Origin of the sequence: Gracilibacillus dipsosauri, from assembly GCF_003176895.1 — a bacterium.
Lineage (GTDB): Bacteria > Bacillota > Bacilli > Bacillales > Amphibacillaceae > Gracilibacillus > Gracilibacillus dipsosauri.
Genome location: NZ_QGTD01000014.1, coordinates 78621 through 95473 on the forward strand (window position 1 = coordinate 78621; position 16853 = coordinate 95473).

The 16853-nt window shown below is 38.2% G+C and carries 10 protein-coding genes; all 10 read right to left on the bottom strand.

Translation table 11 applies throughout. The features are described from left to right. Nucleotides 1–60 precede the first annotated feature (60 nt). Nucleotides 61–753 (bottom strand): MgtC/SapB family protein, encoded by a 693-nt coding sequence (locus DLJ74_RS15610; RefSeq protein ID WP_245902359.1) that lies wholly within the window; start codon nt 751–753, stop codon nt 61–63. Between the two features lie 118 nt (nt 754–871). Further along, nucleotides 872–2038, bottom strand: a complete 1167-nt coding sequence (locus tag DLJ74_RS15615) for a GNAT family N-acetyltransferase (RefSeq protein ID WP_109985148.1) — start codon at nt 2036–2038, stop codon at nt 872–874. A 180-nt stretch (nt 2039–2218) separates the two neighbouring features. Then, on the bottom strand, nt 2219–4279 hold the full coding sequence (locus tag DLJ74_RS15625) for a GxGYxYP domain-containing protein (RefSeq protein WP_245902360.1): 2061 nt from the start codon (nt 4277–4279) through the stop codon (nt 2219–2221). 107 nt (nt 4280–4386) lie between these two features. Beyond that, nucleotides 4387–7386 carry an alpha-mannosidase gene (locus DLJ74_RS15630; protein WP_109985150.1) on the bottom strand — a complete coding sequence of 1000 codons (3000 nt, stop codon included), beginning with the start codon at nt 7384–7386 and terminating at the stop codon, nt 4387–4389. 51 nt (nt 7387–7437) lie between these two features. Further along, a complete protein-coding gene (locus tag DLJ74_RS15635; RefSeq protein ID WP_109985151.1) occupies nt 7438–9636 on the bottom strand; it encodes a hypothetical protein in 2199 nt (732 codons plus the stop codon). Between the two features lie 21 nt (nt 9637–9657). After that, the gene (locus DLJ74_RS15640; protein WP_109985152.1) at nt 9658–11679 is read right to left on the bottom strand and encodes a glutaminase family protein; all 2022 of its coding nucleotides are present in this window, start codon (nt 11677–11679) and stop codon (nt 9658–9660) included. Nucleotides 11680–11764: 85 nt separating this feature from the next. Then, nucleotides 11765–13399: an extracellular solute-binding protein gene (locus tag DLJ74_RS15645; RefSeq protein WP_109985153.1), complete on the bottom strand. Its 1635-nt coding sequence runs from the start codon at nt 13397–13399 to the stop codon at nt 11765–11767. 37 nt (nt 13400–13436) lie between these two features. Next, nucleotides 13437–14327 (bottom strand): carbohydrate ABC transporter permease, encoded by an 891-nt coding sequence (locus tag DLJ74_RS15650; protein ID WP_109985154.1) that lies wholly within the window; start codon nt 14325–14327, stop codon nt 13437–13439. A gap of 17 nt (nt 14328–14344) precedes the next feature. After that, nucleotides 14345–15295: an ABC transporter permease gene (locus DLJ74_RS15655; RefSeq protein WP_054861140.1), complete on the bottom strand. Its 951-nt coding sequence runs from the start codon at nt 15293–15295 to the stop codon at nt 14345–14347. A gap of 208 nt (nt 15296–15503) precedes the next feature. Continuing rightward, nucleotides 15504–16628 (bottom strand): GntR family transcriptional regulator, encoded by a 1125-nt coding sequence (locus DLJ74_RS15660; RefSeq protein ID WP_109985155.1) that lies wholly within the window; start codon nt 16626–16628, stop codon nt 15504–15506. Nucleotides 16629–16853 lie beyond the last annotated feature (225 nt).

Here is a 16853-nt window from a genome sequence, read left to right on the forward strand (position 1 = left end):
GAAACATGTTTTTGGAATTTTATGCTAAAAGCAAGACTTACATCCGTGGGTATGCTTCTTTTATTGAAACTTCATTTTTATTTTCTTGACATCATCTTGCTCTAGTAGCCATTCATGAAGGTTATCGCGGTTTTTCTGATGGGTAACATCAATATACATTTTAATCCGTCTGTTTCCTTCTTCATCATTTGTAATGTCAAACTGCTTGACTTCAATTGGAAATGATTGTATTTTTTCAAGAATTTTAGCCGTATTTTTGTCTTTTGCTACTTTTATTTCAAATGAAATTTGATGTCTTTTTCTATGAATCTGTTTTTCCCACTTATTCAAAACAACTAGGCTAACAAGAATGATCACCGTCGTGACAATGGCCTCTTTATACATGCCTATACCGATAATTAACCCTAATCCGGCAACTGCCCATATAGATGCTGCTGTGGTTAGGCCTCGAATCGTTCCACCATTGACAATAATTGTTCCAGCCCCGAGAAAACCAATCCCACTGATAACATAGGACGGGATTCTCGCAGGATCGAAACGGATGTTATCATAATTTTCGATAAAATAATCAAAGCCATTTATCGATAATAGCATCATAAGACAAGAGCTAATGCCAACTAATATATGTGTACGAAATCCTGCTGAATGTTTATTTAGCTCTCGTTCGAATCCTATTAATCCGGATAGTAATAAAGCAATAGCTAATTTTGAGATCGACTCTATGAATTGTGCATCAAAGATATCTTCAAGCAAATATCTCACTCCTAAGTGCGGTAATTTTAGTTGATAATTCATTTATACCCTATTTCTAATCAAAATATTTCATGTTATTAAAGTTTATCTATAGAAAAAAATCACCCAATGGATGATTTTAAAAAAAGTCTGGAAAATATGTCTGTTTATTAGGAATGATCGCATCTAATGTTTGAATTGCCGTCACATCTCCTTGAATCAGTTGGAGGCCAGCTAAATTTGTTGCGTTTTGATAACTTAATAGGATAGAAGTTAATTGCTGAACGGAACAATAAATATGTTGACATTTCCCGTCGGGTTTATCTCTACTGACGACGATATCACTATTTTCCTTGGTTAAGTAATAGGTACCTGTATTCTCTGGTAAAAATTCATCTTCTACTTCGATAGCGATAGGATGAAATCGATCCGTCATCCGGAAGCGATATTGCCTTAAAAAGGCAGACACATCCACAATTCTACTCATAAAATATGGCACGAGCTTTTGCTCATATCTTGGTTCATCTACTAATAAAGGCAAGGAGTCATCCGCTGGCACCTTCATCTCTACTGACGTTACCATTGAATCATGATTAGAAAGTAATTGAAGAATTAATTTTAAACCATTTGAGTTAACATATGCCATATCTTCTACATATAATATACGATCCTTCACATGGTATAGGAGATAACCTTCTGGTTCATTCTGGTCATTATAGCAAATCGTGATGATCGTGTCTTTTTTGATAACGCGTTGCTGCCACCATTTTTCGTCTCGGATAAGTCCACCATTGTATCTATTTATATAGGTGGAATAAATCTTGTCTAACTCCTGATAATTTTTACTTCTTCTTGCATAACCATTCGGGCTCCACTTTTTCTTAAGGGTCTCGATTGGAATCTGATACCTTTTGTACGGAAAGGTAAGCTCATACCCATATCTTCGGTAAAAAGGAACAGAAAATGGGTGTAAATAGGAAATAATATAACCATTCTCCTTCATGGACTGCAAAACTGTAAGCAAAAGTTTTTTAATCATCCCACCACGTCTATATTCTGGCCATGACGCAACAGAAGCGATGCCACCCATCTTCACCTTATTTCCATTAATATTTACCTGGAGTGGAATCATATGGACCTTTGCGCATAATTGCTCTTCTTCTAGCCATCCCCAAATTTCATGACGCTCCGCTTCTTTTTCCTTTTCTTCTAGTTCTACCTCATTTAAGGTGTATTGAAAGGCAAATTGGGATAATTTAAATATTTCCGGATAATGATCATGCGATAATTTCTTAATTTGATTCACAATTTTTCACCTCTTTTTAAATGTTTACTTCCCATTGTGAAACCTTTTTCCCATGCTCCTCCTTTGTATATGTATGCTATAAGTATCTCAATTTTTTGTCCATCCACCAACCGTTTTGCATTAGGAAATAAAAAACCCCAGAGAAAATAGATTCCTCCAGGGTCATCATTGGAAAAAATATTATTTTTTTGGTAATCCATTGGCTTCACGGATTAATTCAAAGTATTGGTCTCCACGGACAATTTCATATTCTGAGCTCAGTGATTCTGCAATTTCTACAACGTCTGATGGTGTAAGAGACCACGATAACATCCCCAATGAAATAAATAGTGGTGAATCTCCGTCCCAATCACGAGAGGCATCTGCTATCGCCTCTTTTGCTTCACTGACACTGCTGACACCACGTAAAATCGACTGTGGTAGCTCATTATTTAAGATAGATGTTCCTGTATTGCTCTCCCAGCTTAAGAACATTCCTTGTGGGTCTACATAGTCCAAGTAATCCTGTACTTTGGATTCTGTTAAAGGTACATTTTGTTCATCTACACGATTTAATGCATAAATAATATCCATTCCCGTACGTTTCATGTACCTTTTTGTTTGTCTAGCGAATAAATCAAATGTATCATCCGGCCACGGTGTAGGATAGATATAACCTGCCCCCGATGGACCAGCAATTAAAAGGTCGTTATCTGTAGCAGTTTGCTGGTAATAGCCTAATATGGATGGTGCAACATCATAAAGAAGTGGACTTGTTGTCCAATTAATTGGCACACTTCCTCTTGCTTTGTCATCCCATAATTGTCTTAGCTTATGTTGATTATATTGAAGGTTGTCACCTTCACCGAATGTGAAGGTAAGATAAATCTTGTTGTCCAATTCTGGAGCAGCTATTGGTTTTTGCTTTTTAATTTTCCCTTTAACACCAGAGAAGACCGTCATATTGTTAAACCAATCGGCGGCTAGCACATACACACTGTGTTCAGAAGCTAGCTCTGTTGAACTGAATTCCCCTGCAACATCATTACTGAACCACCCTAAGTATGGTGTATTTGGTTCGACATCAGACATGATTTGCTCAAATAATTCCTTTTCCTCTGCTACATTTGATTCAAGCCAAAATACCATTGCACGATTTGCCACTGCATAATCTCTTAAATATCCGTATGGTTCTGTTTCACCCGCTGCAACTGGTTGGACATTCGATGCAGAGACCTTAAATTGATTCCACATATCTACTGAAACAACCAATTCTTCGGTATTCGCAGGTGGTGTAAATCGATAGATAAAGTAATTACCATTATCTGCCCAGCGGTGGCCGCCATAACGCTCATCCGCACTGGAATGATAACCATCATATAGGTAGGGCGCTTCCTCTGCTTGTCCAGGTATAAACTGTGCAATAACCTGTCCATCTGCTTTTACGGTTACTTGATGGACCGCCGGCCCCCAACCATCCTTTGTAAAAGCATCTTGAAAACGAAGGTAAACAGATTCTCCTTCGAGAAATTCTGAGAGGTCTAAGTCATAGATATCTCGGTTAGAGCTATCTCTAATTTCTTCCTCTTCTTCCACAATCACTTGGAAATCATCCCAATTATCTTCAGGCAATTCGACACTTCTATGAGGATTTAATCCAACTAACATTCGTTTAGTTGTTCTTGGCCATAGATTTTCATATTGCCATTTATACGCATCTAACCCGTCATCGAATTGTCCACGTAAATCTTCTATTATCTTAAGATTATATGGTGGTTTCGTCAGTTTCTCTGCCAATTCAGGGCTTGCTACTACCCCTTGCTCCAAACCAGCCATTGTTGTAGCAACATTGATAGAGTCTTTTACTTCCGGGTCATAGACTATCATCCCAGATAGTTCATCTTTATACTTTAACAATAGCTCCCAAGGGTTCTCCCTAATGCTGTAAGGGATGTTCCAATCATTTAACCATGTGAAATTTCCTTCCTCATAGTCATTTTCTATCATGTATATCCTTGGTTTTTCCCGATTCACATTTCCTTGCAGTGTCGTAAATAGTAGCTTCTCATCGCCTGTATTTTCTCTTAAATCCAACACATCTAGATGCTTTGCCTTCGCAAAAGTAGGTAAAGCCTGACTTTTTGGCCATGTGATTTTACCATTTTTCATGGATTCTGCTTGTGTTTCTGTTGCTTGGATACTATTAATACTGGATAGGATTAAAAACAAGGTGAAACATATCAACACTAATTTGCGAATCATTGATTTTCCTCCTTTGTCCAATCAGTTCAAAAGACCATTTACCTACCTACATCCGAATAAATAATTTACAGAGAGAAATCACCTCCCTTAAGTTCACAATAATGACATTAACTTGAGCTCTTTACTTTCATTTTTAGTGTTTTAATTTCAAACGGTGTGAAGGAGATAGGACTATCGAGAGATATTGATTGTTTTGGATTTTCTAACAAATTCGTTTCTACTATTTTCTCAACAACAAAGCTTAGGTCTAATTTGGCCGTTGTATGATTACCAGATATTTCATATAGGCGGATAATCATCTCATTATCCAGTTCTGCTTTTTTGATCGTCTCAATCATCACACTTCCACCCTGTAATTGAATAAATGAAGCGGAGCTGTCCTTTTTTACAGTAGCCGCATCTGTTTTCTCCACTTTTCGCACTGGTATATTCAATTCATAGCCTTTTTTATACACTTCTCCCGAGACAAACTCACCCTTATGTGGGTAAAAACTATAGACAAATTCGTGATCTGCCCGATCTGCATTAGGATCTGGACTGTCGGGGCTTCGTAATAAATTCAGGTCAAGCTCATCTTCCTCGGCACGATGACCATATTTGCAATCATTTAAAAGGGCAACACCATAATCCGGCTCAGAAATATCAATCCATTGATGTGCACATATTTCATCCTTTGCAAAATCCCACTGTGTATTTTGATGGGTAGAGCGATTGATATAACCAAATTGAATTTCACAATGGACACGGTCACTTCTTACTTGAAGTGGAAAGGAGGTCCGAAGCATTTTGTTCGATTCCTTCCAGTCTACTTTTGTCTGAAAGTCAACTTGTCTGCTTCCTAACTTCATCTTCACAGATTGCTGAATTGTTGAGTTTCCAAACGTGTAAAAATGGGTCATTACCGCAATGGGACCATTAATTTCGCAATGAATATCCTCGAGAATCGGTTTCATTTTTGGAACAGATTTATAATCAGATGGGAAATCCCATGCATCTCCATGATCATGATAAATAGCCAGTTGATTAGCTGGACGGTGCTTCGCTATCGTTTCTCGGTTATTTTCTTTATCAAAAATCGAGCGTATCGTTCCATCACGATTAAAGGAGACAACGAGAAGTTCATTCTCCATCCTTGTCTTTTCAACCTTCAATTCTGTGTGTCCAGTAAGAGCTTGTGATGGTTGATCCTTTATTTCGAGATAGCCCATTGGAGGTATCGTGATTTCTCTCCACTTCCCGTGGACCTCCACCCACTCTCGCCTTGCCCAAGGTAGTGAATTAAAAAAGGTTATTCCGGATAGATGAAGGTGTTGATACAAAGCCTGGTAGTGTTCCTCTATTAATCTCTCTACTTTTTCATTTATCTTTTGATAACGCTCGAGTGATTCATCATATACACGGCTGATAGAGGACCCAGGTAATATATCATGAAATTGGTATAGCATAACCTCCTTCCATATCGAATCTAATTCCTCAGAAGGATATTGCTTGATTCCCTTCATCATCGTGAGACTTGCGACAAACTCTAACTCACGGAGCGCTTTCTCGATCTTCCGGTTATATTTTTTATTACGTGCTTGGGAGGTCAAGGTACCTTGATGCTTTTCTAAATAAAGCTCGCCAGACCATGTTTTATATTTACTGGAAGAGGACTCTAATTTTCTAAAAAAATTGATCGATGGCTCTTGTACTACTGGAGAAAGACCAAGGAGATTTCTTTCCCGTTTAAGACGTTCCAGATGCTCTTCTCCAGGTCCACCACCACCATCTCCTATGCCAAATAACATTAGACTGTGTTCTGAAATGTTCTTATCATAATACTCTCTTTCTATCTTTTTAATCGATCTCGGTGCAGCAGGACCATTATACGTATCTTCTGGCGGTAAATGGGTCAGTACTTTACTGCCATCAATCCCCTGCCAGTAAAATGTGTGATGTGGATGATCGTTATATTCGCTCCAAGACAGCTTTTGAGTCATGACATAATCAATTTCTGATTGCTTCAAAAGTTGTGGCAAACTAGCAGAATAACCAAAAATGTCAGGTACCCAGAGAGTCCTAACTTCCTTGCCAAATTCCTCTAAATAAAACCTTTTCCCGTAAAGGATTTGGCGAATTAATGATTCTCCACTAGGAATATTGGAATCAGGTTCTACCCACATTCCGCCTTGGACTTCCCAACGCCCTTCCGCAATTCGTTGTTTTATTTGTTCATACAGAGCAGGGTAGTATTCTTTCATCCATTGGTATAATTGTGGCTGACTAGCTCCGAAAATATAATCCGGATATTTTTCCATGTTACGAAGTACTGTGGAGAATGTCCGTGCCCCTTTTCGAATCGTTTCCCTTATTGGCCAGAGCCACGCAAGGTCAATATGAGCATGACCAACAGCACTAATCGTCAGGTCCACATCGCCATTTTGTTTTTGGAGTGGTATGGCAAGTAGTTCTCTAGCCTTCCTTACATTTTCATCTGTCCAATCGACAAGTAATAAGGAAATATCATACAGTGCTTGGTAGATTCTAGCTCTTCTCGCCGAGTCTTCTTCTAATTGCTCAGCTAGCTCTAATAGCACCTCTACGTCATAATAAAGCTGGCGTATTTCTTCCTTACATATTGCAATATCTGCTATTTTCAATGTTCCAGACCTGAAATGACCGAACAAATCATTGCAACCTGCATCTGCCCAAAGATCAATCTCTTCTGTACCGGAAGCTTTCTCTGCAATTTCGACCACTCTTTTTCCGGGCTTACCAAGAGATAATTCAAATTCGGAATTTACATTGGTTAGCCCTTGCATCGGTGATCCATTACGATCAACTAGACACAATTCACCATTGACATCAATCAGAAGAACAAGCTTCTCTCCTCTTGCTTGACTCGGAACTTTCCCAGAAAAGTGAAACCAAGCGCAATCCCAAAGCTCTCCCCATTTGTCGCCAGCAGACAACGTAAGATGCGTTCCTGTCTTTCGCTCCTTAAACGTCGTTGGTTCTTTCGTCACCCAAGCTTCTACTTTTAGAGAGGACAAGCTTTGATATATTTTCCCCTCAATAAATGCTTTCATTTGATGTAGTTTTTCATTGTTTATCTTCTCGTATGGCATTCCTGACCCTCCGCAATTGTGCTTTATCATTTTAATTTTGAATGGATATCATTAACTTGATGAAATATCGACAGCATAATGCAATATCTTGATTTTGGTACCCTCTGGATTATTTTTATAGTAAAAGAAGAAGGTATTACTTCTTTGATCCCATTCAAAATTTATTGATTTTTCCTTATTCTGTTCATCAACAATTAGGATTTTTACTGGTTTGACTGGATATCTTATCCTACACACTCCTGGTACATGTAATGGACCTTTCATTAGAATCGAATATTCGTTATGAGCCTTTTCAACACTTTCCATTCTGGATGAAGAGGCAATGACTTGAATATCTGTTTCGTTTGTCTGACTATTTAAATCATAGAGAAGTGATTGATTACCCGGCAGGATCGTAACCTCTTCTTTTATCGATAAATTAGGATCCAATAAATCAACATATAGGCCGCTTAAACGAAGTGGCTCCATATGAACCGATTCCTCCATGACAGAACTGATGACATAAGGGCCTCTTCTCAATAACAAATAATTCTTTTCATCCCACCGAAATGAATCTTGTGCACTTTTCTCTGTCGCTTTTTTCACAGTATCCTTTAGAAGCTTTGCGTTCTGTTCATTCTGAGCAAATTCATTCGGATGATTTGGCAGTATAGTCACGAGCCCTTTCCCAACATGTTGAATGCCTTCTCTCCATTCCACTCCTAATGACTCAAGAAGATGCTCTGCAGGGTTATTATAATCAGCCTCTTGTGTGTTCCACCATTCTCTTACTTGGTGAAAAGCATCACTCCCATCACCTACGTAAATCAAATTGCCTCCGTTTTGCACCCATTGACTTATGCCAAGGTGAATATCTGGCGCTTCCGGCTTCATAAATTCATAGCTTAGGATTAAAGTTTTGTAATGGTTTAAATAGGACGTGAATCGCCGGATATTGTCTAACTGGATCGGTCTTACTGGAATCCCGGATTTCAGCAACGGTAAAGCTAATCCGTAAAACTCTGACCAATAAAGTAGCTCTTTAGCTTTATTTCCCTTCAGCATCTCTCGTTCTGTTCCATCATATTTTTGTGAAGTATCTTCTCCTGAAATCTCAGGATGGTTTCTTTGAAACATGGCGGTATCAGAGAGCATTAGACCAACCGGATCCAAACCATTCTCCCACTTTATTTCATCTTGGTTTAAGTCACGGAGTACATTCATAATAATAAGCAAACTCGTTGCATAGCTAGGTGGAATGGGCTCTTTTCCTTTTCCATCCTTCTTAGGATACGACCGGTTGAAGATTCGGTTGGGCCAAGGCGATATTTCATACCGAAACACATCTGGATGAAAAAGGGATGCCACTAATGTTTTGACATAATTATTCTTATAGTCCTCCCAATCATAATTCGGATTATCCTCGATTGGATCATGTAGAAACCACATTCTTCTTTCCGTTCCTCGCGCCAATTCTTGCATAACTCCATATTCTAAGTAAGCCGTTTCAAATGTCCTTTCTTTTGCGATCCCACCATAGACATTAGGCGTACGAGAAGTCCCTGTCCATACTTGTGCGATATAGCCATCAACTGTTGGCAGACTAAGCAATTGGGACTGTGGGCTGACGATCCGCCATTGTGTATAGTTAATTAGACTATGTGTAGGGACATAAAACCGTAAAGTTCTCTGATATTTTACTTGTGCATATTCCTTAAGCTCTGTACATAGACGATCTAAACATCTCTTATACAAAAATGCCTTTAACTTGGAAGCACGGTACTGCCCATCTACAGATTCATGTGGTGGTGTCCATTCCTCCTTGTAGAAAATCCGCCACTCTCGCTTAAAAGCTTCGGAGTAACCTCCTTCCACCCAAAACTCTGGTTCTTCGAGATGAATGGCTTCTACCCCAGCATCTACAGCCTTCTTGATACGACTCGTTAAATAGTTAGTAAAGGCAATGGTTGGCACCATATATGGAACATCTTTACCATGACTGATAGTTTCACCATATCGATTTTTCTGAGCTTCGTCCCAATGATTCCTGCCATCCACTTGACCATATAAATAATCTTGATATTCTCCCCATGCCACCCCTGTCATGAGATGAACTACATACCCACATTCCTGCCATTCTTTGATTCTTTCCGGCATTGAATCATCGATGCCATAAACCATCACAAAATCGGTTCGCAAATCTATGGAGGGGTGATATGCTACTCTTTCCTGAAAACCTGTTCTTTCTTCCCATCTATCATCTATTTTCATGCTTCTCCTCCCGAAAAAACGTTAATTTTTAATCCAATCCCTTGTGAGCAGTAAGATAAATAATCCTCCGACAACAGAGCGGTTCTTAAAATTTAGTCGTTTCGCTGTTTTTGTATCATACCAATCTGTAAATGGAACACGATCCTCGGTCTCATTTAAAAAGTGCCAAAGCGGTTCTATTAGGGAAAGTCTATCCTCTTCCCGTTCAGCTAATGCCGCTGCCCAAACTAACCAATCGGCTTTCGTATACGTTTGGCGACTATCCAAAGGGGTTCCATAGCGATTCTTCCTTGCGAGATAATAATTTACTTCTTTTTGCTTTACTTCATCGGAGAATAAATTCAGAGAGAACAGATTATCCCAAATGAGGTTATATTTGAGGCTCCAAGTTCCAGACTGATCAAATGTCAATTTAAAATGATCGTTATCATCTGCCATCTCTTCCCATTCCCTTGCCATCAGCTGTGCATGATGTAGGTAATCCTCCTTTTCTTCCGCCTTTCCTAGCAATCCACACAGAATTCCATAACTACCTACCCCTATAATTGCTTTAATAGAAAGATTCGCATTATGGGCCAAATGGCCTGCAAAGTCATCTGTACAAAGCTGATGTCCTGGGTCCAGTCCGTTTCTTCGGAGGTATTTTGCCCATTGTGTTAGTAAATCCCAATTTTCTTCCGCAAATTGCGTTTTTCCTTCCGCTAGACAAACTGCTGTCATCATAATGAGGATGTTGCCACATTCTTCAATCGGCATTTGGTTCTCAACGGCATTCTCCCCATATACCTGACCATTAGCAATCGGATATGTCCCGACATCATGTGGAGCAAAATCAAACGGCCATTCATCTGATCGTGCATAACAGAAAATCGGGCGCATCATCCCCTTGACTAATGCTGGGTTATAAAGTAAAAATAATGGGGCGGATGGGTAACTGATATCGACTGTTCCTATACAGCCGTTACTGTTGTTTTCCTTAGATAAAAATAACAAATCACCTTTTTCATCAAGAACTAGCTTATGGGCAGCAATTGCCTGACGGTATGCTAGAGACACCATATCTCGATATTTATCGCCTCCAAGCTTCGTTGCCTTTTCCTTTAATTTTTTGTTAAATCTAGCACAAGCTTTTTTGATAGTTGGATACTCCCTTATGGCCAATAGCAACATTTGACCCATCGTTAGACCATCTCTCTTCCAATATCCAGGAAGCTGTTGATGGAAGTATTCGATGGAAACGATATCATCATATGCCAGAACTAAGAAGTCCGATTTCTTTTCTGATGTCACCATTCCAAAATCCAGTACGGCTGCCATTACTGGGCAATCTCCCTCTACACTGCGTGGCATTTGTGTATCATCCTTTTTAGGTAGTGACCCTTGCTCCATCCATGTTCTTCGGATATCCATCGAATGAATGACTGTTTCTCCATAGTAAGTGTCAGAAACTACTAAATGAAGATAACCCCAGTCAATGCGTGTATCATCACCTTTGCGTCCTAAAATAGGCTGATCCAAGGAACCCATTTTCATACTTTCGAAACGTCCTCCTAGATTTACTCGTGACCAGTTCACTTGTTGGGTGGGTTCATGGACACACCATTCTCCTGTCACATCAAAGTAAATTTGAACATCATGTAGATTACCATCATTCGACCAGACGTCAAATGTTATATAAGACGCAGGTCGCGATAGAATATCTAGATTATCTAGTAAAAGCGGGGTCATAAATTCTACTTGAAGTGTTATCCCTGCACCTTCAAAAGTATAGATCGTATTTAATGGATCGACGGTTAGAGCAACTTGCTGTAAATAGTCTTGCTCTTCTCCATGTTCAGTTTGAGGAAGCTTCCCCATAAATCGCCATGCTTTTCCATCAATACGGATCATTCCCATCATTCCATGGATACCAGCAGTTCCGCCTTGCTGAAATGTCCAATGATGTGTGTGATCATCGAAAAGATGATCATTACTACTCCATACATTAAAATAAGGATCTACAGTTACTAGAGGCACAGCAGGAGGTCTAAGTGTAAATGTCATTATGTCACATCCATTCTCGTATTATCGTTTGTTAGGTGGAAGCCCCCTCAGTTATCAACAAGGGGACCTCTAGTTCATAAGAAACTTAGTTTGAAGTTCGATAACGCATAAATTCTGTTCCACTTTGTGCTTGCTTGGTGATTTCATCTGCCACTTCTTCAATTCCAGCCTCTATTAATGCGTCACGAGTTTCATTAATAATATTGAGTGCCTCCTCATCAGAGCCTGCATGAATTGCCTGTTGAACCACATCACCCATTACAACCGTTACTGGTTCTATCTGCTCAAAATTCGGGTGGTTCTGTAATACGGAATATGGATCAATTCCTGTAATTGGCTGTATACCATCTTTCCTTCTAATTTTGATAAATTCTTGCTTTACCTCATACTGCTTATCAAATTGATGACCAAATGGTCCACCACCAAGTGAGTCCTCCCGATCTAATCCTGAGAATGCGATATAATGATTAATTCCTTCATTCTTAAATGTTCCATCATTAATTTTCTCTACCATCTCTTCCTTAGCAACTACTTTTCCATCCACTAAATCGTAATGTACCCCTTCAATGCCGAACTTAGTTAGAAGAAAACCTTCATCACTTGATAAATAATCAAATAACTTAACGAAAGCATCCAATTTTTCCTCAGATGCATCGGCAAAAATAGCGATTAACTGACTACCTTGAACATTAAACTCTGTCCGATAACGATCTCCACTAAAGTCTTCTAGTGGTCCCAATGGCACATATTTTTCTTCTATACCTCCCTGCTTCGTGTCATTCCAAAGACCCGGGAATTGGTTTGGTATGACGGCATATCTCCCTTGAGAAACCTTTTCTCTTGCAATGGTTCCAGTATGTGAGTAGACTTCCGGATCAAGTAATCCTTCACTCATTAACCTTCTCATATACAGAATCCATTCTTCATATTCCTCCGTCATAAAGTTATACCTTGCATTTCCCTCCTCATCGATAAACCAACTGCCAGCTCCTGCTACAGGTACAAACATTTCAGAGGTAATATCCAATGGCCATCCATTGTCATATGCACCTAATGGGAAAACAAGATTACCACTTGCTTGAAACTCGCCCTCTTTTACCGCTTTCAAAAAGTTATATAAATCCTCTGGTGTTTTTACAGAGCCTGGATCTATTCCAACCTCCTTTGCAATGTCTTTATGAACATACAGCCCATACAGCCAATCCTCTATATCTGCTTCTGTAGCAGGATACATAGAGTGAAGCATAAATTGACCGCCTTCCTGCTGACTAATAATATCGTTATATAAAGAGGTGGACATATTTTCCTCTTTTACAACTTCCGCTAAGTTTGGGTACTTTTCTATATATGGTGTTAAATCATGCAAAAGTCCATCATTTGCCGCTTCTAGTAACATTTCCGCTTCCTTTCCCCATGCCGGACCAATATAGACATCCGGGAACTCTCCAGTTGCCAAGACCTGTGTTAACTTATCCACTTCACTACCATTTGTGTACTCAAAGTCTAGCTTCACTCCTGTTTCTTCTAATATCTTTTCTGCAACAGGATTCATTGGATCTTCTGGAGCATTTGCCCCTGAGCCATTCCAATTATGCAAAACCTTTAATGTCACTGTATCCCCATCTTCTGAACTACTACTCTCTTCACTACAAGCTACTAACAAGGTGAATAGGATAAAAACAAGGAAAGCTATAAACGATCTGATCATTGCTCGGTTCATGGAAATCCCTCCAAAATTCTATTTAATCAAACAAATATTACCCCTTGATAGAACCAACCATAACGCCTTTAACAAAATACTTTTGTAAAAATGGATACACACAAATAATAGGTAATGTGGCAACGATCAATGTCGCCATCCGTAATGATTCAGGTGTTACCGAAATCATCCCAGTTGATACGGTTGTGCCTGTTTGTGAAGCTCTTTGGGCTGCATTTGCTAACGCCTCAGATTCCGTTAATAATTCATTTAGAAGTGTTTGCACGGGTCTTAATGATTCTTCCGTCACAAAGTAGGTTCCTGTAAACCAATCATTCCAATGAAAAACTCCTTGAAACAAGGCAATAGTAGCAAGCACCGGCATAGACAACGGCAGAATAATGCTCACAAATACCCTAAAGTTACTAGCTCCATCTATTTGTGCTGATTCTTCTAAGGAGCTCGGAAGCTGTTGAAAAAAGGTTCGCATAATAATGATATGGAAGAAACTAAACAAAAAGGGAAAAACAAAGACCCAAAAATTATTAATCAATCCTAATTCCCGATAAAGTATAAAGTTTGGTATCATTCCACCACTAAATATAGAAGGTATAAAAATAAAAAAGGTGAAAAAGGTTTTCCCAGGCAGATTCTTCCTTGTTAAAGCATAGGCAAATAGTGCTGATAAAACGACATGCAAGATCGTACCAATTACGGTCCGAAGTATTGTAATGACATATGCATTTAAAAATGTACTATCTTTAAATATCTGTATATAATTTTCAAATGTGAATCCTCTCGGCAGAAAATAAATAGGGTAATTCATTGCTTCAACGCCGTCACTTAAAGAATAAGCAAGGATATAAATAAACGGATATAAGGTTGTAAAAGCGAAGATGGCGAGAAACAAATAATTAAATACCGAAAAAATCGACCACTTTTTTTTCATTACGATATGAACCTCCTTTACCATAATGATGTTTCATTTACTTTCTTGCTAATGCTATTGGCTACTATAATTAGAATGACACCGATGATCCCTTGAAATAAACCTACTGCTGTGGCATAACTTAACCTCCCTTGCTCTAAGCCTGATTGGATTACATATACATCTAACACCGTTCCGATGGAAGCAGTTGATGGAGTATTTAATAGTAATAATTGTTCATATCCTACGGTCATGATACTTCCACATGCTAGCAAGAACATAATGACCATTACTGGACGTATCGAAGGGATCGTAATATGCCACATTTGTCTAAATCTATTAGCACCATCCATTTTAGCTGATTCATATAATTGTTGATCCACTCCTGAAATTGCAGCTAAATAGATAATGGCTCCAAAACCTACTGTTTTCCAAATGTCCGAGAGTATAACGACTTGATAAAAATATTCAAGATTGCCTAGGAATTGAATTTTGTCGAAACCTAAAGAAGCTATCATTTCATTTATTGGGCCACCATATGGAGTAAGCATTCGTTGTAAAATAGTCACGACAACGACCCAAGATATAAAGTGAGGTAAATAGGAGATAGTCTGTACAGTCTTTTTAAATTTCATTAATTTTACTTCATTTAATAACAACGCAAGGATAATTGGCATTGGGAAACCTATCACTAACTTCATAACACTAATTGTTAATGTATTGCGAATAATTTCCCATGATTGATAAAAATTAAAAAATTCCTTAAAATATTTCAACCCAGCCCAAGGACTGCCTGTAATTCCGCCTATAAAATTAAAATCTTTAAAGGCTACCGTTAAACCGTACATAGGGATATACGAAAAAATAATAAACCAAATTATGCCTGGAAGCATGAACAGATAATATAAACGATGCTGCCATATTCTTCGCCATATACTTTTCTTCTTTTTTTTAGTTAGATTTGTCGTACTAATCCCGGCATTATTCATTACTCCCACTTCCCTTCCCTTTTAAATGAATAAACATGCCTTCTTTCCACAACATCATATGTATGCGCTTGCATTTAATATAATTGATAATATATTATATGTCAATATATTTTATTCGACAATTAATATAATAATATAATATATAAACGCTAATAAAAAAGCTGTTTCGATGGAATGTGTCCACAAAACAGCATGAGTTTTTCCTTTATTAAACATTCAAATGACCACTAGTCACATTGTTTTTTACTGTTGTATTTCCTTCTACCAAATGTGCTGATACACGAATATCATCTATGGAGAAGTTTCCATTATACATTTCTAACAAATTACTTAACGCTAGTTGACCAATCTCTTCTTCGTTTTGTTGTAAATGTGTGAAATTCCACTCTAAAGCATTCCTAGGTGGACTATCAAAACAGAGAATCGATATATCCTCTGGTATCTTTAAGCCCAACTGTTCCACTGCTTGTTTTGCTAATACAGCAATATTATATTCCAGTGCGAATAATGCTGTAATTTCTGGGTTGTTTTTAATATGATTCTTGATCACTTCTATATCCTTTTTCGTATCCTCATGGGTGGGGTATGGACTTTTTATCTCTGAACACCATAAATCATGATTTACAATCATTTTTCTATCTGCAATGGCTTCCACAATACCTTTAATACGATCTTCTATGGTTGTGGTACCATTATCCTTCGGTATTAAAATCCCTATATTTTCATGCCCTAAATCTAATAAATGATTTATCCCCTTTTTAGCTGCTTGTTTATTATCTGTGGAAACTGAGGTTGTGGCTAATCCTTTAAAGGATCTATCAATTAAAACTAACGGAAATTGATTAACAACCATTTTAAGTATTTCAAGGCTGTAATGTTCGGCTTTTGCAGGAGATATGATAAGTCCGTCAATGCCGTATTCTAGTAATTCTTTGATGACCTTGTCTTCCCTATTTGGAATACTTAAAGAACGCCTTAAAATTATACAACAATTATCATGGGATGCTTCCTCAATGCTTGCAATTAGCTTATTTCCAAAGCTATCATCAAAAGTAGTGAGAACCAAACCAAACAAAGGTTTTTTCATTTTCACATTATTTTTCACATTACCCATATCAAGCGTATTTTTTGATACGAATGTTCCTTTTCCTCGTTTACGGTAAACATAGCCCTCATTTGTTAACTTTTCCAATGCCTTTTTAGTTGTGATTGTGCTTACATTAAAATATTCCGATAACTCCTTTTCAGACGGGACCTGATCACCAACTTTATATTTTGCAGATACTATATCCTGCTTTATTGATTCGTATATTTGTTCATATAATGATTTCATATGCCACCACCTATATTTAATCAGTTAATATAACAATATATGATTTATGTTAAAAGTGCTAGTAAAAGACGTTATTTTCCTTGTTCTTGTGGTATATAAAAAAATCCAGTTATAAAGTTTTAAAAACTTTATAACTGGATTTTATAAGTGCCTGGCAGCGTCCTACTCTTGCAGGGGCGTGAGCCCCAACTACCATGGGCGCTGGAGAGCTTAACTACTGTGTTC